This window comes from Pandoraea captiosa (assembly GCF_902459775.1).
Classification (GTDB): domain Bacteria; phylum Pseudomonadota; class Gammaproteobacteria; order Burkholderiales; family Burkholderiaceae; genus Pandoraea; species Pandoraea captiosa.
Genome location: NZ_CABPSQ010000009.1, coordinates 19,591 through 39,335, shown reverse-complemented (window position 1 = coordinate 39,335; position 19,745 = coordinate 19,591). Strand labels below are relative to the sequence as shown.

Below are 19,745 nucleotides of genomic sequence, written 5' to 3'. Positions count from 1 at the left end.
CCGCCGGTGGCCCGAGCGCGCGGTGTCCGCTTCAGAACGCGAATCGGCCTTCCGCCGCAATCTTCGCGAGCGGATCGCGCGGGCTCGGTACCTCGCGCGCACGCAGACCTTCCGGCAGCGTGTTCACATCGCCGCCCGGACGCCCGATCGCAATGGCCGCTTCGATCTTGTATTTCGGCGAGAGATCGAGTTCGTTGCGAATCTTGTCGTACTCGATGCCTGCCAGACCATGCGTGGCCCAACCCGAGAGCGACGCTTGCAGCGCGAGGTAGCCCCATGCGGCGCCGGCATCGAAGCTGTGCGTTGCGGCAGGCACTTCCGTGTCGCTGCCCGGCGGCGTGAGTGTCGACTTCGAAATTACGATCACGATGGCAGCGGCGTGTTTGGCCCAGCTCTGGTTGAATTCGTTGAGAAAGCCGACGAACTGGTCCCAGTGCGGCGTGCCACGGCGCGCGTAGACGAAGCGCCACGGCTGGGCGTTGAAGGCCGACGGGGCCCAGCGCGCGGCCTCGAAGAACGACAAGAGGGTGGCTTCGGGAATCGTTTCATCCTTGAACGCGCGCGGCGACCAGCGTGCCACGAATTGCGCGTCGATCGGGTGGTCGGCTTGACGGGTGTTGATATCGGTCATGCGAGTGTCTCGTCGGCAAAAATACAGCGGAAAGTCTTTCGAATCGTCTTTCGAATCGGCGTCGAATGAGTGCTCGGGGGAGCCTCATCGGGCCGCTAGGATACCGTGAGCCCCGCGCGATCCCAACCAATATCGGTGCACGTCGATATAACGGGGAGATATCATCCCGTGTCATGAACACCTTGAAGAACATGCGAATCTTCGTGCGCGTGGCCGACGGCGCGAGCTTTGCCGGGGCCGCCCGCGCGCTGGACATGACCACGCCGCAAGTCTCGAAGGCCATCTCCGAGCTTGAGGCGCATCTACGCACGCGGCTGCTGCATCGCACGACACGCAAGCTCGCGCTCACCGACGCCGGCAAGCGCTATCTCGCCCGTTGCCGGGACATCATCGCGTTGGTGGATGTGTCGGAAGCCGAGGCGGGGGCCGCGAGCGCCGCACCCAGCGGCACATTGCGTCTGCACGCGCCTGCGAGCTTCGGGCAGGTGTTCGTCGTGCCCGCGCTGGCGCGCTTTCTCGAGCAGTACCCGGATGTTGAAGCCGACCTGCTGTTGTCGTCGCGCGTGCCCGACCTGCTTGAAGAGAACATCGACGTCTCGCTGCGTCTTGCGGCCTCGCAACTGCCCGATTCCGGGCTCGTGTCGGCCCGGATCTGCCGCATGGCGTCAGTGTTGTGCGCCGCGCCGCACTACCTCGCCACGCACGGTGCGCCGCGCTCGCTCGACGAGTTGGCGCAGCATACGCGGGTGCGATTGCAGGCGCCGCATTACACCGTCGAACATTGGCTGTTCGAGGGGCCGGACGGCCCGAGGAAACTGGCAATCCCCCCCGGGCGCCTGCGCGTCAATACCGCAGATTCGCTCACGGCGGCGCTCGTGAGCGGATGCGGTGTCGCCCCGGTCCCGTTGCTCAGTGCCCTCGCGGCCTTGCGCAATGGTTCGCTGGTCCGTGTGCTGCCCGAATACGAGTTGCAGGGCACGAACGTGTACGCGGTCTATGCGTCGCGCCTGTATCTCGATGCCAAGGTCAAGACGTGGATCGAGTTCCTTCGGACGTTTGTGGAACAGGTGCTGGCGGCGTCAGACGCCGAAGCGATAGCGCAGCTGCCGCGATCAGCAGACCGATGACGAGCGAGACCCACAGAATTGCCATCTCTCCCCAATGCTCGCGCGCGAGTGCGTAACCCCACGGCGAGACGGCCGAGAGCGCGAACGCCGGGGTCAGCAACGTGCCCAGCGCGCGGGCGTAAGCGTCGTGTGCAAAGAGTTCGAGCGGCAGGCTGGCGCGCAACAGCGTTGCCAGTCCGTTCAGGGCGCCGTAGCAAAAGATGAAAACGCCGGCGGCGAGGGCATAAGACATGCCGGCCAGTCCCAATGCAAAGCAAACCGGCAGACCGCAACCGACCACGACGTTGAGCCCCAGCGCACTGGCCTGACGCGGTTGCAGCCATTCCAGCGTTCGGGCGCATACTTGCCCCACCCCCCACAAGGCCGCCAGCCCCACCGGCAACCCGCGCACCCCGAGCAGCGACGGCAGGTGCGCGGCCAGTCCCGACGACAGTATCGACACCAATGCCATGATGGCGCCGTAGAGCACGGCGGGTGTCCTTGGCAAAGGGGCGCGCAACCGGCGCGCGTCGCCGTGCGCCGTCACCCGCGGCGGCGTGGCGGGCAGGCCGCGCAGCAGTGCCCAGGCAAGCAGGCCGATGGCCCCGAAGACAAAGACGCCGATGCGCCATCCCCATCTGTCGCCCAGCCAGTTGCCCAGCGGCCAGAAGACCGTCGTCGCCAACCCGCCGATGAGCGTGATCTGCGTCATGGGACGTCGCGCAGCGGCGCCGTAAAGCGCAGCGAGGGTGGCGAACGCCGCGTCGTAGAGCGAGCACCGCATGCCGATGCCCAACAGGCACCATGCGGCGAAATATTGCACCAATGTGGTGCTTGTAGCCAATGTGACGCAGCCGACCGTGCAGACCAGCGTGCCAAGACACATGACCCTGCGACCGCCCAGGCGGTCGAGCCAGCGGCCCGACATCGGCGAGACGGCTGCCATGACGAGCATGGCGAGCGACGGCCCGGCAAACACCCATGTCTGCGCCCATCCCGTGTCGCGCGCGATTCGCCAGGCAAAGGCGCCTGGCAAATAGAAGTTCGCACCCCAGTTGATGAGTTGTGCGAGGCCGAGTCGGATGACGATGGGCATGACGGAGGGCGGCAGAGTGAGTGGCGTGGGGCGGATGATATGGACGGATGCGAACGGATGCTGACGAACAGGGGACTGATATGGGCAGAGCGCGCGCGCGTCGCAGGGGCGCGCCGGACGTCCGGTCACTCAACGCATGGTGCGCTGACGGCATCTCTTGGTAAAGTCTTGGCATCTTATCCGGTTCATAAGGAAAACTTTGAGATGCGCCGCCTGAATCTGGATCAACTGCACACTTTCTCCGAGGTGATCGACGCCGGCAGTTTTTCAGCGGCTGCCGCCCGCCTCGATCTGTCGCAACCTGCGGTCAGCCTTCAGGTCCGCCAGTTGGAGCAGCGGCTGAACGTCAGGTTGATCGAGCGTGTTGGCAAGCGACTCAAGCCGACTTCGGCCGGCCTCACGCTGCTCGACCATGCCCGTCGCATCGATGCCGCCGTGGAAGACGCCATGCAGGCACTGACGACCCACGCACGTGGTGTTGCGGGCGAAGTGGCGATCGGCACGGGCGCGACCGCGTGCATTCACTTGCTGCCTCCGATGCTGCGCGCCATGCGCAAGCGCCATCCGTTGCTCGATATCCGCGTGAGTACCGGCAATACCGACGACATCGTGGCTGCCGTCACGGAGAACCGGCTCGACATCGGACTGGTCACGCTACCGGCCGCCGGCCGCAGCCTGCACATCACGCCGGTGTTGCGCGACGAATTCGTTGCCATCGCACCGACCGGGGACCGTGAATGGGCGCAGGAAGTCACGCCGCACACACTCGCTATCTCGCCGATGGTTGCGTTCGAATCGGGCAGCAGTACCCGGATGCTGATCGACGAATGGTTCTTGCGGGCGGGACTTCGCGTGCGCCCGGTCATGGCGTTGGGCAGCATCGAAGCCATCAAGGAAATGGTCGCGGCCGGACTGGGCTACGGCATCGTGCCGCGCATGGCGGTCAATGCCGTCCATCACCGCCGCGGATTGCGTATGGCGACCCTGACTCCGGCATTGTCCAGAACGCTTGCGATTGTCGTTCGGCAAGATAAACCGCTTACGCCCGGATTGCGAAAAGTCTTGTCTGCGTTGGAGGCACTGGGCTGCGAGGTCTGAAATTCGGTGTGAAAATCTTTCGCAGTCCATGTGAAATGTCATTGTTGTTTTATTGGGCAAAATTACTCCCCGCAAAATGCAAAGCTCAGACTACAATGCGCGAATATCGGCATTCCACCGGCAATTATTGAGAACGTGCAACTCGCAATGCATCACAATCTTTATCGATATGAGGGGCTGCTTGGTGCCCGCTCGGTCGAGGCGCTGGACGCCGAGTTTCAGAAACTGACGCAAACGCTGGAATACGATGCGTTGTTCTATGCCCCGCTATTGCCACGTCGTGAACGCGAGGCGGCTGCGTTTCAGATGGACGACCAGTTCATTTCTGCGCAGGGAATGCCCAGCCGTCATATCTTCACGACATTTCCCCCGGCCTGGATCGAGCGCTATCAGAGTGCGGGCTATGCGGAAGTGGATCCGGTGCTCGTGGCTGCGAATCTGTCGCCGCTGCCGATCCTCTGGCGCACCTTCCTGACGCAAAAGCGACCGCACCCGATTTTCGCGGACGCCCGCGCGCATGGGCTCGGTTGCGGCGTTTCGATCCCGATTTACGGGGCGGCCGGCGAACGTGCCATTTTCAGCGCTGCCACGGCGAAATCGCCCGAAGAGTCGGCCGAACTCGAAGCCCGCATGATCGGCGAAATCTATCTGAGCGCGTTGTACTTCCATCAGGCGATTCAACAGCTCGACATGCAATGGGTGGCGAGTCGAAGCACCGGCAAGCTCAGCCCTCGCGAAATCGAAAGTCTGTTATGGGCGGCGCGTGGAAAAACAGCGTGGGAGATTGGGTTGATTTTGAAAATCTCCGAACACACCGTGACGTTCCATATCAATAACGCGAAGCGCAAGCTCGGCGCCGTAAACCGGCATCAGGCAATTGCGGCCGCCATCAGCACCGGTTTGATTTCTCCCTGAACTGATGTTGTTCACATCTATGCCGTGAGCGCTTTTTCCTAGCGCTCACGCGTCTGGTTTATTCCCTTCCGATTGCGATTGCGGCGCCCGAGAATTCTCCCACGCGATGCGCCTTGTTTTTCATCTGGTGAAATAGCGCGGTCTTCGAGAGATCTGCGCCATTTCACATTTATCGCGGTATGGGATTAATGACCGTTTTCCGTGATTTTCGAGACGTTCCAGCGTTTGGATTCAGCCGATTTCACGCCATTTCCGAAACAGTGTGTTGTCGCTTTGTGGCTGGTTCATTTCTAGGGGAAAACTATAATTTACTCATGGCGAAAACTGATTGGTTAGCGGTTTTCGCTTCCCTGAGCGAGATACGAACGATAAAAGGAGTTTTCCATGAAAAAGAACCTGCTGGCCGCCATTGCACTGGTCAGTCTCGGCGTTGCCGCCGGCTCGGCCTTTGCCGCCGATCAGTCGAGCGGTGTGACCCGTGAGCATGTCCGTGCAGAACTGCAAGCCGCACGCGAGCTCGGCCTCTCGCCGGTGACGGAATTCAACTTCCCGTACACCTACGAGCAGTCGGTGCAGCTGCAAAAGCGCACGGCCGAAATCGAGGCCGCGCAGCACGCCGCAGTTCCGCAGGCCCCGACGGCAAACTAACGTCGTGGTGCGTGACATCGGGCAACCGATCCGGTTGTCGATGCAGTCTCTGAAGTGTTGTACCGAAGCAGTCCCGCGATTCGTCGACGGCCCGCCTGACGCCCGCCAGATTCACTAGCGCGTCTCGCCCGCGCCGCGCGAATCGTTCCAACGACGCCCTGCGCGTCATTTACCACAGCCCCGCCCGAGGATTCTCTCCCGACGGGGCTTGTGTGTTTCTGGCGTCCGGCGTCATGAAGACGCCGGTCCGTCTCGGCTCAACTCAACGTGTCCTGGTGGGGGTGTCGCCGTGCGATTCGGCCAGCGACGCGTCGCCGTGCGCGGTATCCGAGTGGCTCGATTGCCATCCGCCGCCCAAGGCCAGGAACAGATTGATCTGGTCCATCGCCACTTGCGTCTCGGATGCCGCCAACGCCGCTTCCGCGCTGGCGTGCGTGCGTTCGGCGTCGAGACTCGTCAGGTAAGGGGCACGGCCTGCCTGATAGAGCTTGTGATTCTGTTCGGCAGCCGCCCGCGATTTGTCGCGCGCGTCGCGCAAGGCTTGGTCGCGTTGCAGTTCGCGGGTGTAAGCGGAGAGCGACGTTCTGGTTTCCTGCACTGCCTTGAGCACGACGCCGTCGAAATGCGCGAGCGCGGCATCGGCGCCGGCTTCCATCCCTTTGATATGCGCACGTACGCCGTTCGTCGGCAGTGACCAAGAGACCATCGGCCCGAGCGTCCACTGTTCGGTGCGTCCCTGTCCGAAGTGTTCGAGCAGGCCGTTTGCGCCGATGGACGCGCCAATACGGATCGACGGATAGAGGTCTGCCGTCGCCACGCCGATTTTCGCCGTGGCAGACGCCAACTCACGCTCTGCCTGACGCACGTCGGGGCGGCGCTTGAGCAGCGCGGCGCCATCGCCGACCGGCAGCGCTTGTGTGAGTTGCGGAATGCGCCGACATTGCACGACGCTCGCATCCAGCGTGCCCGGCACCTTCCCCAGCAGCAGCGCCAGCCGATCGTTGGCGGCTTCGCCTTGCGCCTGGAAACGTGGCAAGGCGGCGCGCAACGTGTCCGCCTGGGCCTGGGCGCGTAACAGATCCGTGGGCTGATCGCGTCCCGCGTCCACGAGCTTGCGCGTGATGGCGACGCTGCGTTCCTGCAACTTCAACTGCGCGTTGGCAATGTCGTATTCGTGATTGGCAGCGCAGCCCTGCACGTAGGCGCGCACGGTCTCGGCGGCCACGCTCACGCGGGCCACGTCGAGTGCGGCCTGGCTGGCTTCGGCGGCCGCGAGGGCGGCTTCGTCCGCACGGGCGAGCTTGCCGAAGAAGTCGATCTGATACGAGATGCCCAGCGTGGCGACCGCAAGGTTCGCCACCGGCAGCTTTTCTTCCTTGAGGAAGCTCTCGCCCGAAATCTGCGCACGCAGTGCTTCGGCCTGCACGCCGCCTTGCGGCAGGTTCTCCGACTCGACCTCGTGGTACATCGCGATGGCGCGCTGCACGTTGGCCAGCGCGGCGCGCACATTCGAGTTTGCCGCAAGCGCCTGCTTCACGAGCGCGTCGAGCGTGGGATCGTCGTAGAGTCGCCACCAGTCGTCGGGGACCGCGTCGAGGGATACCGCACGTTGGGAGCCGTCGGCAAGCGCGCCGTTGGCGTCGGGCGAACGCATTGCGGCGCTATCCGGCAGACGGTAGTCGGGACCCACGGTCGTGCAGCCAACCATGAGCGCAGCCGTCGCAGCCATGGTGCTCAGCAGGTGCGCGTGTCGCTTCATGATTGGCTTCATTCGTGGCTTCATCAGTAGCTTCAGCGGCGGCTTCACCGGCGGGCTCCTGCCGGTGTGGCGGCGAGCGACGTCGCGCTCGTGCTCACCGCTTGTGAGGTCTGGGTGGGCCGATGGCCGTCGTCCTTGCCTTCGACCACGGTCACCGTGGCGGTGCGCCCGGCGACGAGGCGCATGTCTTTGGGCACATCGTCGAGCGCGATGCGAACCGGAATGCGTTGGGCCAGACGCACCCAATTGAATGTCGGATTGATGTTCGGCAGCATCGACGCGCCACTGGTGCGGTCACGGTCTTCGATGCCCGCGACGATGCTCTGCACATGACCATGCAGTACGTGACGCTCCCCCATCAGGCGAATCTCGACCTTGTCGCCGATATGGATGCCGCGCATCTTGGTTTCTTCGAAATAGCCTTCGACGTGCAGCGAGTTGGCGTCGACCATCGAGAGCACGGGGCGACCCGTGCTTACGTAATCGCCCACGCGCGGCAGCCGGTCGTTCAGATATCCGTCGGCGGGCGCGAGTACGCGCGTGCGTTCGAGGTTGAGTTTGGCCAGACGCACGGCGGCGTCCGCCTGCGCAACGGCCGCCTCGGACGATTCGACTTTTGCCTGACCGGCTTCGACCACTTCCTTCGCGACGACTTCCGTCAACTGATGATTGCGCGCGTTCTCACGACGTGCCTGCGCCAGCGTGGCGCGTTGCGCGGCGGCGGTGGCCTCCGCCTGCTGCAACGCGAGCGTGTAGCGGTCGCGGTCGATGACGAACAGCAGATCGCCGCGGTGCACCGGCTGGTTGTCCTTGACCTCGACATCGGTGATGAGACCGGAGACATCGGGGGCGACCTGCACGATATCGGCGCGAATGCGACCGTCGCGCGTCCAGGGGGCCACGGTGTAGTAGTCCCACAGGTGCAGCAGCACGTAGATCGCAACGCAGGAGACGGCAAGCGTCAGGACGACGGGGCCGAGAGAGCGAAGTTTCAGTTTCATGGTTGGCAGGCGCGCGCAATGGCGACGATGCCGCCCAGCGCGATGATGTACACAGCAAGGTTGAATAACGAACGGTGCCAGACGAGCTTGTAGAAGCCCAGGCGCGCCAGCACGAAGCGCAACGCGCCGGTGAGTACGAACGCCACGACCATCAGGGCCAGCAGCGTCGGCACGAATACGCCATAGATATCGATCTCGCCGCTCATTGGGCACTCCCGGTTGTCGTGACGGGGAACAGCGCGACGTGGATGTCCATGAGCGACGCCCGCGCACTGCGCGAGGCCTGATCGCTATGCGCCACCAACGAACGAACGGCTCCCAGCAGCTTGTCTTGCAGCGCACTGTCCGGCCGGCTCGCCTGTTGGTCGAGTCGCGCCTGATAGAAGCGCGCCACGTCGGTGAGCGCGGCTTCGACGGCACCGCGCTGCGCTGGATTCAGATGGGGCAGCTCACGCTGCAAGGCCAGGGCCGAGAGTTCGACCCGGACTTCGGTGAAGCCGTCGCTCGACGTTTCGCTCTCGCTCGCCGCCAGACGCGGCACCAGTTGCCCGAGCCGGTCGAGCAATCGTGCGCGCAAGCGGTTGTGTTCGCGCACCGAGCGTCCCACGGCGTTCCTGGCGATATCGCGCCAGCTCGAATGAATCAGGCGGCGCATGGCCACGCGCGTGCCGAACGGACGCGTCTGCAAGGTCCACACCAACGCGAACAACACGCCGGCAAGCCCCGCGAGATTACTGTTGAAGAACGCCGGGAAGTCGGCGCTGTACCCGCCCTGAATGCCCACGAAGCTCGCGGTATTCACGGCGACGAGCATGGCGACCATGGTAAAGCGCGGCTGCGGTATGAAGGTGCCGAGCAGCAGATACGGCACGGCAAAGAGCGCGACGAGCAAACCGAAATCGTGGGCGTTCGTCAGAATGAAAAACACGTACACGGCGGCGAACACCACGCAGACGGCCGTCGCCCAGAAAAACGAGCGGATGAACGGCGCCGGCTCGTCCATCGCGGCGAAGAAGCAGCAGGCCACGGCGCCGAGCGAAACGGCGGCGGCGCCATCGTTCCAGCCCGTGTAGATCCACACCATGCCCATGAGAAACGTGCACAGCGCGGCGGAGACTGTCGAGAAGAGCAACAGGCCGTGATCGTAGTGGCGCGCGCCGCCCAATTCCCAATAGGGGAACGCCGGTGTCCATTCGGGCGCATCGTCCGGTTGACCGAAGCGGCGTTGCAGCGAGGCGCAGTCTTGCCAGAGTTGCACCAGCGAGCGCAAACGATCCTCCGTCGCGGCGACCAGCGCACCGTACCAGTCCGACGCTTCGCTGGCAGACTGGGGCGGCTTGAGCAGATGGGCGGGAGCAGGCGAAGGCGCGCCGCGACGCAACCATGCCACGACCTCGGCCATCTTCGCTTCGAGCGCTTCGGGGGCGCCTTGCGGATGCCGACGCAACGTCTGCACGAGCGACGCCACGGTGGAGAGTACCGGCATCATCATGGTCATGCGTCCGCGCAATTCCTGCGCGTCGCGCACGCGCTCGGACGTATCGGCGTCATAAGACAACTGGCTGATCAACTGGTCGAGCGCCAGAATGTCCGCCGCCATGCGGTGACGGCTCATGTGTCGCGTGGCCTTGCCCTCGGGATCGGCGGAGAGCATGTCGGTGGTCCAGCGTGCGGCATCGGTGAGCCAGCGCGTCGAGCGGTCGTGCAGCACCTTGGCCACGCTCGTCGGCAGAATCACGGCGCCGACCACGCTCGCGCAGACGATGCCCAGAATGATCTCCTCGGCACGCGCGATGGCGATATCGAAAATGCCCGTCGGCGTATTCACGGCGGGCAGGGCGATGAGCGGCAGCGTGTACGACGCCAGCAGGAACACGTAGCTGCGCGGTGAGCGATGCAGCAACGAAATGTAGAGCAGCGTGCCCGTCCACAGTCCGACGGCGGCCATCAGCAATTCGGGCGTGTCGACGAGCGCCGGGACGAACGCGATCGACGCGGCCGCGCCCAGCAGCGTGCCGAACACGCGATACAGCGCCTTGGAGCGTGTGGCGCCGGTGAGCGGGTGCGACACGATGTAGACCGTCGCCATCGCCCAGTAGGGGCGCGGCAGGCCGAGGGCGAGTGCGATGTAGAGCGCGAGCATCGAGGCGACGAACGCCTTGATCGAGAAAATCCAGTCGCGTGAAGATGGCCAGGTAAGCACGGTCTTTTACTTCTTCGGGAGCTCCATCGCGAGGATGGACCCGTCCGGGTCGGCCGCGCGGTTAAGCGTTTCGAACACGCGCAACACCGCCTCGAAGTCCTCCAGGGGGATGTTCGCGAATACCTTGGCGCGCAACTGGCTGAGCTCCGATTCGAGCTTTTCGGCGAGCGCGTCGCCCGCCGGCGTGAGCCGCAGCGCGTTGGCCCGCCGGTCGCTCGCATCGACTTCGCGCACCACCAGGCCGGCGGCGCACAACTGATCGAGCAGGCGCACGAGAGAAGCGCCTTCGAGCCCCACGTATTCGGCGAGCTCGACCTGACGCACACCCTGGCCAAGACGGCGGATGAACAACAACGGGCCTGCGCTCGCCGCCGAGATACCGTATTCGACGATCGCGCCCTGCGACAACTGGCGCCACTGTTTGCCCGCCAGCAGCAAATGGCTGGTGAAGGCAAAGCGGAGCGATTCTAGGGAGGTCATGGCGAAAGATTATATGTTAACTAATTATTAGGATGCTAGCTAATAGACTGTTGTCCGAGACGTGGAAATGATGGGAAGACGCAAGGGCGGCCTCCTGCGCAGGCATGTGTGGCGTGCCTTTGGGCGATGTGCGCGGGTAAGATAGCGAAATTCGCGGCCGCCTCTGGCCGCCCGGCAGACAAGTGTTACGACATATTTCAAGGGATGCCCGATGACATCGAAGGGACTGGATAGCGAATCGTTCGCGTTGTTGCTCGCGACTGTGCAGCGCTTCATCCGTGAGCGGCTGGTGCCCGCCGAGGACGACGTCGAGATGCATGACGAGGTGCCTGCGGCCATCGTGGACGAGATGAAGGCAATGGGTCTGTTCGGGCTGTCGATTCCGGAGGAATTTGGTGGTATCGGCCTGTCGATGGCACAGGAAGTGCGCGTGGCCTATGAGTTCGGGCAGACGTCGCTCGCGTTCCGTTCGGTGTTCGGCACGAACGTGGGCATCGGCTCGCAGGGCATTTTGATGGATGGCACCGACGCGCAAAAGCGCGATCTGCTGCCACGTGTGGCAAGCGGCGAACTGATCATGTCGTTCGCGCTCACGGAGCCCGACGTCGGATCGGACCCGGCTGCCCTCAAGACCCGCGCCGTGCTCGACGGCGACACCTATGTGCTCGACGGCGTGAAGCGCTTTATCACCAACGCGCCACGCGCGGGCGCCTTCACGTTGATGGCACGCACGGGCGGGGAGGGCGCGGGCGGCATCTCGGCGTTCATCGTACCGGCCGACACGCCGGGGCTATCGCTGGGCAAGCCCGACAGGAAGATGGGGCAGCGCGGCACCAAGACCTGCGACGTCGTGCTTCAGGGGGCGCGCGTGCCGGCGGCAAACGTGATCGGCGGCGTGGCAGGCAAGGGCTTCAAGACTGCCATGAAGGTGCTTGACCGGGGGCGTTTGCACGTGGCGGCGCTCGCGTGTGGCATGGCGCAGCGCATTCTCGACGAGTCGGTGGCCTACGCGCGTGAGCGCAAGCAGTTCGGTCAGCGTATCGGCGACTTCCAGCTGGTGCAGGCGATGCTCGCCGACAGCCAGGCCGAACTGTATGCCGGATGGTCGATGGTGCAGGATTGCGCGTTGCGCTACGACGCAAAACCGGCGGGCTCGCGAGACGCCGACGTCAGCATGCGCGCGTCATGCGCCAAGCTGTTCTGCACGGAGATGGTCGGGCGTGTGGCCGATCGCGGCGTGCAGGTGCATGGTGGCGCCGGCTACATCAACGAATACAAGGTCGAGCGTTTCTATCGCGACGTGCGGCTGCTGCGACTGTATGAAGGTACCACGCAGATCCAGCAACTCATCATCGGGCGCGCGCTGATGCAGGATTAACACCTGGCATGCAAGGTGTCAGGCCCAACGTTTGTCGAATCCCTGAATGACGTCGGTCAGCAACGCCCGCATCCACACATTCGCCTCGTCGGATTCGAAGTTCTCGTGCCAATGCAAAGTCACGGCGGCATGGGGCAGATCGACGGGGAGTTCGTAGATGCGCAGCGGGCAGTCCTGCGCGAACACTGCGGCAAGATGATGCGGTACCGTGGCGTACCAATCGGTGGCGGCCAGAACGTCGGGCAACGAGACGAAATGCGGCACCTCCAGAACGACATTGCGCTTCACACCGTGTTGCACGAAGGCAGTTTCGATCGCGTGGTGACTATGCTCGGCGGACGACACCTGCACGTGTCGCGCTGCCTGCAGTGCGGAAAGACTTATCGTTGCGCCGGCGGGCAGCCCTTTGCGCTTTCGCGTGATGCAGACGTAGGTTTCATCGAACAGGGGCGACTGGCTCGTGCGCGATGTCAGTGTCGGCAGGTTGCCTACCGCGAAGTCGATATTGCTGGAGCGTAGCGCTTCCTCGATTTCGTCGACCGGCAACGGGAAGACGCCGAGACGCACGTTCGGCGCCGCCGGTTGCAGTGCGCCCCAGATTGCCGGCAGATACGCAAGCTCACCGGCGTCCGAGACCGAAAGCCGGAACGTGCGGGTACTGGTCAAAGGATCGAATCGCTGCGCGTAACGCAGCGCTACCTGAACCGATTCCAGGGCTTTCGAGACGATGGTCGCGATTTCGAGCGCGGCCGTTGTCGGTTGCATGCCCGCACGCGTGCGAATGAACAGCGGATCGTCGAACAGCGTACGAAGCCTGCCGAGGCTGTGACTCACGGCGGGTTGTGACAGCGAAAGGCGTTCGCCCGCGCGCGTGAGGCTCTTCTCTTCGACAATCGCCTTGAAAACACGCAGCAGATTGAGGTCAATGCCTTCGATCGATTTCATGATGTTCGCGAGTCGGGAAACGGGTAGTTCAGTCGGGCTTGTTCCAGCTTATTGAAAAGACTGGCGAATCACGTCAGACAACAGTCTGCGAAGCCAGACGTTTCCACCGTCCGCGTCGAAGTTCTCGTGCCAGTGCAGCGAAATTTCAGCCTTGGGCAGGGACACGGGCGGCTCGTAGATCCTGAGCCGTGCATCTTTCGCCACCAGCGTGCTGGCAAGTCGTCGCGGCACCGTCGCGAATATGTCCCTCACGGCAAGCAGCTTCGGCAACGCCGAGAAATGCGGCACTTCGAGCGCAATCTTCCGATCCACTCCCTGCAGGCGGTACGCGGCATCGACCGACTGGCGGTAGTGCTCCCGCGACGGGATACGAACGTGGGACGCCGATGAAAAATAGTCGATATCGATCACCCGCCCCGGGGGCAGGTCGGCGCGTGCGCGCGTGATGCAGACGTACGACTCCTGAAACAAGACTTCCGCGCGCGTCTTCAGCCGCAAGCCGGGCAAATTCCCGATCGCGAAATCGATGCGATTGGAGCGTAGTCCTTCCTCGACCATGTCGTAAGGCAGCGGGTCGACGGTGATCTTGACGTTTGGGGCCAGACGATTGAGTGCGCTGCTGATCGGGGGAAGGTAGACCAGTTCACCGGCGTCGGACAGCGAGAGCCGGAAGGCGCGCTTGCTGCGCTCGGGGTCGAAGGACTCGCCGTAGCGCAACGCGTCGCGCAGGGTCATCAGGGCGCGCGAAATCGGAGACTCCAGCTCGATTGCCAGAGGCGTGGGCTGCATTCCGGTACGTGTGCGCACGAAAAGCGTGTCGCCAAACAACAGACGCAAGCGGCCCAGCGAATAACTAATGGCGGGCTGCGATAACGCGAGTCGTTCCCCGGCTCGGGTCAGGCTGCGTTCCTTCGCAATCGCATCGAAAACGCGCAGCAAATTCAAATCGATACTGTCAACCGTCGTCATGGCGATGCCGTGCAGTCCGCGTTGGGATTTCCTGGGGATACCTACCTTGCGACACAGATTCTCGGGCAGAAACCTGTGCGCAGCAACGGCCTTCGGCGTGTCGATTTTCGACGGAACGATGTGCGTGCCAGGGACCTGAAGCGCCTGATCGTTCATTCATCTGGCTGATGACGATGCGATTTTAGATGAATTTGTTGAATCGGCTGGCAGGTACCAGAATTTGTTGACCGACAGGTGACACGAGAATCGCTGGCGATTCACTTTTTAAAAGGCTTGATGCTATGAGCGTTGCGGCGGAAATTTCAGACGGCATGCGGATCAGCGCGACAGACAGCGACCGGAAACGCGTCCGTCGAGCGGTATTGACCTCGGTCATCGGACAGATACTGGAGTGGTACGACTTTTTCCTGTACGGCACGGCTGCGGCCTCGGTCTTCGGGACGATCTTTTTCCCTATCGGGGTGGATCCGCTGACCGGCACGATCGCCGCGTTCGGCGGCCTTGCAGCAGGGTTCGTGGCGCGTCCGCTGGGCGGCATTCTATGTGGGCACTTTGGCGATAAATACGGCCGACGCGCCGTGATGATGCTCACATTGGGGGCGATGGGGAGCAGCACGTTTCTCATGGGGCTCATTCCCTCCTATGCGCAAATCGGTCTCGCGGCGCCGATACTGCTTGTCGCGCTGCGGCTCGTGCAGGGGCTGGCGGCAGGCGGTGAGTGGAGCGGGAGCATTCTGCTCATCAGCGAGAACGCCCCTCAGCACAAGCGCGCGCGCCTGTCGGCCTGGAGTCCTTCCGGGGCAGTGATCGGATTCGCGCTGTCGACCGCTGCGTTCATGCTCGCGCAACGTCTGTCGGGCGAGCACTTTCTCACGTGGGGCTGGCGCGTGCCGTTTTGGCTTAGCCTCGTCATGATCGGTATCGGTGTCTATCTCCGCTCGCATATCGCGGAGAGCGCGGATTTCGCCAAGATCAGCCGCGAGGGTCAGGTCGCTCATGCACCGCTGGTGGACGTGTTGCGAACGTGCCCGGGCCGCGTGCTCATGGTGTTCGGTCTGCGTCTGGGCGAGGGCACGGCGTCGTGGATTTTCTTCGCCTTCTCGATCGCGTTCGGCAAGTTCAGCGGAATCTCGGATCAACTCGTCTACACCGGACTGATCATCTCGATGTTGCTGTCCATTCCGGTGTCGTTGTTTTCCGGGTATGTCAGCGACATCATCGGCCGCAAACCCGTATATTTGATCGGGGCGGTGGGGATCGTGGCACTTGCCTATCCGTTCTTCTTCCTTTTCCAGAAAGGCACGACAACTGCCGTGATGACTGCGCTCATTTTGGCCAATAGTCTGGTGCTGGGCACGCTCCAGGGCGCACAACCGGCCTTCATCAGCGAATTGCTTCCGCCGCGACTGCGCTATTCGGGACTCGGCATCGGGCGGGAACTGTCATCGGTGTTGGGTGCAGGATTCGCGCCGGTTATCGCCACAGCGCTCCTCGCGCATTATCGAACCATCGGGCCGATCGCACTCTATGTCGCAGCGCTCGGTATGGTGACGGTGGTCACGACGTTGATTGCACCGGAGACTTATCCGCGGGATGCACGGATTCGCGACCGATCGGCGTAAGGACATCGAAGGGCAGCATTTACTGTGGGGACGGCGGCCTGTGGGGCAGTGATCGGGGACTTCGGTTTCCATCGCTGACCGATGAGACAGGGCGTGCGTCCCTGTTTTTCATGGCGTGTCGGTAATGAAATGATCGTATGGTAGGACTGACCGAATGAAGCCAGTCAACATGACCACGGTGGATCTGAATTTGCTAAGGACATTTCTGGCGATATGGGAAGTGCGCAGTCTGACGGTCGCTGCGGACCGGCTGCACGTAAGCCAACCCGCCGTGAGTCATGCCCTGCGTCGTCTTCGTGAGGTTTTCGACGATCCGCTATTCGTGCGGAATGCGCTTTCGATGGAACCCACGCCTGCCGCAACGCGGTTGCATTCGCCGATTCAGGAAGCGTTCACCATCATTCGCGGGGCGCTGGTCAAGCACGTGAGGTTCGAACCCGCGAGCGCATCGAGAACCTTCCGCGTCGCGATGTCCGACATGGCGCAGTTGCACGTCTTGCCGGCGCTGATGCATGTGCTGGCGAGCCGTGCGCCCCATGTCGGTGTGCAAGTGCAGCAACTTCCCGTCGATCTGATTACGACCGCTTTGCGCAAAGGCGACATCGACCTCGCGCTCGGATACCTCGCTGAGCCGGGGCACGAATGTCGCTTCGACAGATTGCGTGAGGACGAATTCGTCTGCATGCTGCGCGCGGAACATCCCTTCCGGGAAAGCTCGCTGACGATCGACGACGTGAATCGCCTGAGGTTTGTGCATTCTTGCACGAATACCACCGGTCACCATTCTGCAATGGAGGCGGCGTTTCGTCAGGCAGGCGTTCAACTGAATATTGCGCTGCAGGTGCCGCAATTTACGATTGCCCCGCAGATTGTCGCAACGACGGATCTCGCGTTCATCCTCCCGCACGCGATTGCGGCGCAGGTCAATCGCAACGACACATACCGCCTGCTACGACTTCCGCTTGCGTTGCCGCCGATAACGGTGGGTGTGTATAGCCATGACCGCTTCTCGGAGGACGACGGTATCGACTGGCTGCGCGCCCTACTGATCGAGCTGTTTTCGTCGCGTACGTGACATACCAACGCCTACGCGATGCGGTATTCGAACGTTCGCATGGGGTAGTGAGGGCTTCCGCCGGAGAACGCAGGCAGGGACAAAAAGTCCTCGCGAAGCTGCTGTCGGATCGGAGACGCCAGCGCTTGCGTCAGGTCGCGCAGCGAGTCGAAGACGGTCTTGTTGCGTTGCATGTGGCTCACCCGTTCGGCGGGCAAGCTGCTGCGGTAGTCGATCCGGGTATAGATCTCAATTTCACGCACGCCGGGCAACTGAGCCATCAGCGGCGGATGATGTCGGATGTAGTGATCGTGCCAGGCGTTCTCATCGTCGGCCGGACCTTCGTAGGCAACCAGATAGGTGCATTTTTCCTCGCCATCGGCACGCGTGGCCGCCCCTGGCGAGGGAGGCGATGGAGGCGAGTGGCGCGAACAGGGCTCTGGCACGGAAAAACGGCGCGTGAGCATGGCTTGCAGCGTCCAGTCGCAATCGCGGAATGAGGGACACGACCGGGGATCGAGCAGCGAGTGCAATGCGCTGCCTTTCGTCAGTGCCGCTTCAAGCGTCTCGATGTCACCGAAGTACAACTGCATCGCGCACTTCGGTGCACGCTCCGCCGCAATGAAGGGATCGTCCGCGCTGGCCGTGTCGGGCAGGTGAACGGCCAGCTTTTGCAGGCCGGAAGTGCGATGCAGCGCGTCGCGAATCGCCACGGCGCTGACCGGTTCGTCGGTTTGCGAAGCGGTAGGTTCGGCAGGTTCGGCAGTCGCCGTCAGGAATACACACAGTGCCATGGCAGATCGAAAGTTCGGAAGGTTCGTGGATTGCCTTGCGCTCGCGTTATGCCGGCACGGCTTCGCGCAAACGATGAAAGGCTCTGCCAAAGTAGGTCAGGCTGTCTCCGCTATCGCCCATCTGAATATTGGCGATCTCCACGAAAATCACCGTGTGCGAGCCGACGATTTTCGTATAGACGATGACACCTTCGAGGCTCGCAAGGGCATCGCGCAATACGGGCAAGCCGAACGATCCTTCATGCCACATTTCCGAAGAGAATCGCTGCGCGTGGGGGACGTTCGTCATGCCTGCAAATTGCATGGCAAGGTTCTCGTGGCGCCCGGAAAGAATGTTGATGCAGACCTTGCCGTTTCCCAGCAATGCGTCGTGAGCGGCGCCTTTTCTGTTCAGGCAGACCAGCACGGTCGGCGGGGCGTCGGTCACCGAGCAAACGGCGCTCGCCGTGACGCCGTACCGACCGTTCGGGCCATCGGTGCTGACGACGTTCACCGCCGCTGACAAACGCGACATCGCCTGTCGGAATTCTTTCGCCATCAATTCGTTGATTTGCATGTCGGTGCGATCCGTCTCAATGAACGTCTGAATCATAGTTCGCGTCAGAAATGACAGGCAAATTCGATTAAATTATTGGCGATATTAGCGACGCTTATTTTTTTAGGTTTTTTTAAACGAATGAATTCTGGTTATTTCCCAAATTCGAATTGGTAATTTGACGATGGGTGAGTGTGGCGGGATGCTTCATTGCATTATTTATTCGAGCAGTGAGCGGCGATTTTCCATGCCGTGCGGTGCTTGAGTCCGTCCTGGAGATGCCAATGAAGATCGAACCCAGTGAAGTGCTGCTCACCTCGCACGAGCGTCGACCGGTGACGGTGGGCGCGCTCGATGCGCTGCTCGCCGAAGTCAAAGATCGTCGGGAGGAATTCAACCGGCTGTCGCATGTGCCCCGCGACATGGTGGAGAAGATGAAGGCCGTCGGCATTTTCCGCGCAAGCACGCCGAAGCGTTTCGGCGGCGACGCGCTGCCCCCCGCCGAGTTCTTGCGGGTCGTGGAGCGTATTTCCGAGGTCGACGGATCCACGGGGTGGGTCGCCGCATTCGGTTCCGGCAACATCTACCTTGCCTCGTTGCCGGTGGAGACACAGGCCGTGATCTATTCGAGCGGCCCCGATCAAGTCTTCGGCGGCGGCCTGTATCCCCTGCAACCGGCGGTCCCGGTCGAAGGCGGATGGGAAGTCACCGGGCAATGGCGTTTTGCCAGCGGCTGCAAAGGCGCCTCGTGGCTTGGCGTAGGGATCGGCGGCACGGCAGCGAACGGCGGCGGGGCTGCCGCCGGCAAGCCGCTGACCGCTGTGTTTCCGGCGTCGGAAGTCGAGATCGTGGACAACTGGGACGTGGTGGGAATGCAGGCCACGGGCAGCCACGATCTGCGATTGCACAAAAAGCGCGTGGACGCGGCATGGACGTTCACGCGGGGCACCGCACCGACGATCGACGAACCGTTGTATCGCTATCCGGCGATTTCCTATCAGGCGCAGGTCCATGCCGCCGTGAACCTGGGGCTTGCGCGAGCGGCGCTCGATATGGTCACCGAGATGGCCGGTGGCACGAAAACGGTGACGGGGGCGCCGCGTCTTGGCGATCGCGCTTATTACCGGATCGAACTCGGTAAGGCGGAGGCCATGTTGCGTAGCGCCCGCGCATTTTTCTATGAGGCGCCGGAGGCTGCGTGGGAATCGATTCTGGCCGGCAAGCCGGTGACGCCCGAGCAGGCGAATCTGCTGCGCCTGAGCGCCACGCACGCCGCGCAGGTCTGTGCCGACGTCGTGCAGATCGCTTACCGGCTGGCCGGGACGGCAGCGATTTACAGCGACAATCGACTGCAGTGGATCATGCGAGATTCGCTCGTCGTTACACAGCACGCATTCCTGGGGGAGGCGACCTACGATAGCGCGGGCGCGTTGTTTGCGGGCATTCCTCCCGTTACGCCTTATCCATAATCCGACCCGCAACGGGCGCGATGCAGTTACCGACGATCATCA

At 62.7% G+C, this 19,745-nt stretch carries 19 protein-coding genes; 8 read left to right on the top strand and 11 right to left on the bottom strand.

The features are described from left to right. Window positions 1–31: 31 nt before the first annotated feature. Complete coding sequence (locus PCA31118_RS19900) at window positions 32–631, bottom strand: nitroreductase family protein (RefSeq protein WP_044456716.1); 600 nt, start codon at window positions 629–631, stop codon at window positions 32–34. A 173-nt stretch (window positions 632–804) separates the two neighbouring features. On the opposite strand from PCA31118_RS19900, the gene PCA31118_RS19895 reads away from it, so the two are divergent. Next, window positions 805–1,758, top strand: coding sequence for a LysR family transcriptional regulator (locus PCA31118_RS19895; RefSeq protein ID WP_150626804.1), 954 nt, complete (start codon window positions 805–807; stop codon window positions 1,756–1,758). Here PCA31118_RS19895 and PCA31118_RS19890 read toward each other — a convergent pair. Continuing rightward, the gene (locus PCA31118_RS19890; RefSeq protein ID WP_150626803.1) at window positions 1,658–2,833 is read right to left on the bottom strand and encodes an MFS transporter; all 1,176 of its coding nucleotides are present in this window, start codon (window positions 2,831–2,833) and stop codon (window positions 1,658–1,660) included. The genes PCA31118_RS19895 and PCA31118_RS19890 overlap by 101 nt on opposite strands. A 204-nt stretch (window positions 2,834–3,037) precedes the next feature. On the opposite strand from PCA31118_RS19890, the gene PCA31118_RS19885 reads away from it, so the two are divergent. The 3 genes from PCA31118_RS19885 to PCA31118_RS19875 all read left to right on the top strand — a co-directional run bounded on the left by PCA31118_RS19885 (window position 3,038) and on the right by PCA31118_RS19875 (window position 5,494). Further along, window positions 3,038–3,931: a LysR family transcriptional regulator gene (locus PCA31118_RS19885; protein ID WP_150626802.1), complete on the top strand. Its 894-nt coding sequence runs from the start codon at window positions 3,038–3,040 to the stop codon at window positions 3,929–3,931. 147 nt (window positions 3,932–4,078) lie between these two features. Next, window positions 4,079–4,846 carry an autoinducer binding domain-containing protein gene (locus PCA31118_RS19880; protein ID WP_150626801.1) on the top strand — a complete coding sequence of 256 codons (768 nt, stop codon included), beginning with the start codon at window positions 4,079–4,081 and terminating at the stop codon, window positions 4,844–4,846. Window positions 4,847–5,230: 384 nt separating this feature from the next. Next, window positions 5,231–5,494, top strand: coding sequence for a DUF4148 domain-containing protein (locus tag PCA31118_RS19875; protein WP_150626800.1), 264 nt, complete (start codon window positions 5,231–5,233; stop codon window positions 5,492–5,494). A 262-nt stretch (window positions 5,495–5,756) separates the two neighbouring features. Here the strand turns inward: PCA31118_RS19875 and PCA31118_RS19870 are convergent, their stop codons facing one another. The 5 genes from PCA31118_RS19870 to PCA31118_RS19850 are packed head-to-tail and all read right to left on the bottom strand — an operon-like array spanning window position 5,757 to window position 10,937. Further along, window positions 5,757–7,253, bottom strand: coding sequence for an efflux transporter outer membrane subunit (locus PCA31118_RS19870; protein ID WP_150626799.1), 1,497 nt, complete (start codon window positions 7,251–7,253; stop codon window positions 5,757–5,759). A gap of 44 nt (window positions 7,254–7,297) precedes the next feature. After that, a complete protein-coding gene (locus PCA31118_RS19865) occupies window positions 7,298–8,254 on the bottom strand; it encodes an efflux RND transporter periplasmic adaptor subunit (RefSeq protein WP_150626798.1) in 957 nt (318 codons plus the stop codon). Next, window positions 8,251–8,460, bottom strand: a complete 210-nt coding sequence (locus PCA31118_RS19860) for a DUF1656 domain-containing protein (protein ID WP_150626797.1) — start codon at window positions 8,458–8,460, stop codon at window positions 8,251–8,253. The genes PCA31118_RS19865 and PCA31118_RS19860 overlap by 4 nt, the downstream gene beginning before the upstream one ends. Then, complete coding sequence (locus PCA31118_RS19855; protein WP_150626796.1) at window positions 8,457–10,457, bottom strand: FUSC family protein; 2,001 nt, start codon at window positions 10,455–10,457, stop codon at window positions 8,457–8,459. The genes PCA31118_RS19860 and PCA31118_RS19855 overlap by 4 nt, the downstream gene beginning before the upstream one ends. A gap of 6 nt (window positions 10,458–10,463) precedes the next feature. Then, entirely contained in the window at window positions 10,464–10,937 is a 474-nt protein-coding gene (locus PCA31118_RS19850; protein WP_150626795.1) for a MarR family winged helix-turn-helix transcriptional regulator, read from the bottom strand. Window positions 10,938–11,148: 211 nt separating this feature from the next. Here PCA31118_RS19850 and PCA31118_RS19845 point away from each other — a divergent pair, with 211 nt between their 5' ends. Then, window positions 11,149–12,315, top strand: a complete 1,167-nt coding sequence (locus PCA31118_RS19845; RefSeq protein ID WP_150626794.1) for an acyl-CoA dehydrogenase family protein — start codon at window positions 11,149–11,151, stop codon at window positions 12,313–12,315. A gap of 18 nt (window positions 12,316–12,333) precedes the next feature. Here the strand turns inward: PCA31118_RS19845 and PCA31118_RS19840 are convergent, their stop codons facing one another. Then, window positions 12,334–13,260: a LysR family transcriptional regulator gene (locus tag PCA31118_RS19840; RefSeq protein ID WP_150626793.1), complete on the bottom strand. Its 927-nt coding sequence runs from the start codon at window positions 13,258–13,260 to the stop codon at window positions 12,334–12,336. A gap of 48 nt (window positions 13,261–13,308) precedes the next feature. Further along, window positions 13,309–14,229 (bottom strand): LysR family transcriptional regulator, encoded by a 921-nt coding sequence (locus tag PCA31118_RS19835; protein ID WP_150626921.1) that lies wholly within the window; start codon window positions 14,227–14,229, stop codon window positions 13,309–13,311. 311 nt (window positions 14,230–14,540) lie between these two features. Here PCA31118_RS19835 and PCA31118_RS19830 point away from each other — a divergent pair, with 311 nt between their 5' ends. After that, window positions 14,541–15,851: an MFS transporter gene (locus PCA31118_RS19830; RefSeq protein WP_150626792.1), complete on the top strand. Its 1,311-nt coding sequence runs from the start codon at window positions 14,541–14,543 to the stop codon at window positions 15,849–15,851. Window positions 15,852–16,005: 154 nt separating this feature from the next. Further along, a complete protein-coding gene (locus PCA31118_RS19825) occupies window positions 16,006–16,926 on the top strand; it encodes a LysR family transcriptional regulator (RefSeq protein WP_150626791.1) in 921 nt (306 codons plus the stop codon). An 11-nt stretch (window positions 16,927–16,937) separates the two neighbouring features. On the opposite strand, the gene PCA31118_RS19820 is transcribed toward PCA31118_RS19825, so the two are convergent. Next, on the bottom strand, window positions 16,938–17,699 hold the full coding sequence (locus PCA31118_RS19820) for an EthD family reductase (protein WP_150626790.1): 762 nt from the start codon (window positions 17,697–17,699) through the stop codon (window positions 16,938–16,940). Between the two features lie 46 nt (window positions 17,700–17,745). Beyond that, complete coding sequence (locus tag PCA31118_RS19815) at window positions 17,746–18,255, bottom strand: flavin reductase (RefSeq protein WP_150626789.1); 510 nt, start codon at window positions 18,253–18,255, stop codon at window positions 17,746–17,748. A gap of 263 nt (window positions 18,256–18,518) precedes the next feature. Between PCA31118_RS19815 and PCA31118_RS19810 the strand changes: the two genes are divergently transcribed. Next, on the top strand, window positions 18,519–19,703 hold the full coding sequence (locus PCA31118_RS19810) for an acyl-CoA dehydrogenase family protein (RefSeq protein WP_150626788.1): 1,185 nt from the start codon (window positions 18,519–18,521) through the stop codon (window positions 19,701–19,703). Window positions 19,704–19,745: the final 42 nt, after the last annotated feature.

Bases quoted from the DNA above. Each gene is read 5' to 3' on its own strand.
- PCA31118_RS19840 (WP_150626793.1), bottom strand. From the start codon at position 13,260: ATGAAATCGATCGAAGGCATTGACCTCAATCTGCTGCGTGTTTTCAAG.
- PCA31118_RS19860 (WP_150626797.1), bottom strand. From the start codon at position 8,460: ATGAGCGGCGAGATCGATATCTATGGCGTATTCGTGCCGACGCTGCTG.
- PCA31118_RS19815 (WP_150626789.1), bottom strand. From the start codon at position 18,255: ATGCAAATCAACGAATTGATGGCGAAAGAATTCCGACAGGCGATGTCG.
- PCA31118_RS19825 (WP_150626791.1), top strand. From the start codon at position 16,006: ATGAAGCCAGTCAACATGACCACGGTGGATCTGAATTTGCTAAGGACA.
- PCA31118_RS19820 (WP_150626790.1), bottom strand. From the start codon at position 17,699: ATGGCACTGTGTGTATTCCTGACGGCGACTGCCGAACCTGCCGAACCT.
- PCA31118_RS19880 (WP_150626801.1), top strand. From the start codon at position 4,079: ATGCATCACAATCTTTATCGATATGAGGGGCTGCTTGGTGCCCGCTCG.
- PCA31118_RS19865 (WP_150626798.1), bottom strand. From the start codon at position 8,254: ATGAAACTGAAACTTCGCTCTCTCGGCCCCGTCGTCCTGACGCTTGCC.
- PCA31118_RS19810 (WP_150626788.1), top strand. From the start codon at position 18,519: ATGAAGATCGAACCCAGTGAAGTGCTGCTCACCTCGCACGAGCGTCGA.
- PCA31118_RS19830 (WP_150626792.1), top strand. From the start codon at position 14,541: ATGCGGATCAGCGCGACAGACAGCGACCGGAAACGCGTCCGTCGAGCG.
- PCA31118_RS19845 (WP_150626794.1), top strand. From the start codon at position 11,149: ATGACATCGAAGGGACTGGATAGCGAATCGTTCGCGTTGTTGCTCGCG.
- PCA31118_RS19850 (WP_150626795.1), bottom strand. From the start codon at position 10,937: ATGACCTCCCTAGAATCGCTCCGCTTTGCCTTCACCAGCCATTTGCTG.
- PCA31118_RS19900 (WP_044456716.1), bottom strand. From the start codon at position 631: ATGACCGATATCAACACCCGTCAAGCCGACCACCCGATCGACGCGCAA.
- PCA31118_RS19870 (WP_150626799.1), bottom strand. From the start codon at position 7,253: ATGAAGCGACACGCGCACCTGCTGAGCACCATGGCTGCGACGGCTGCG.
- PCA31118_RS19890 (WP_150626803.1), bottom strand. From the start codon at position 2,833: ATGCCCATCGTCATCCGACTCGGCCTCGCACAACTCATCAACTGGGGT.
- PCA31118_RS19835 (WP_150626921.1), bottom strand. From the start codon at position 14,229: ATGACGACGGTTGACAGTATCGATTTGAATTTGCTGCGCGTTTTCGAT.
- PCA31118_RS19885 (WP_150626802.1), top strand. From the start codon at position 3,038: ATGCGCCGCCTGAATCTGGATCAACTGCACACTTTCTCCGAGGTGATC.
- PCA31118_RS19875 (WP_150626800.1), top strand. From the start codon at position 5,231: ATGAAAAAGAACCTGCTGGCCGCCATTGCACTGGTCAGTCTCGGCGTT.
- PCA31118_RS19895 (WP_150626804.1), top strand. From the start codon at position 805: ATGAACACCTTGAAGAACATGCGAATCTTCGTGCGCGTGGCCGACGGC.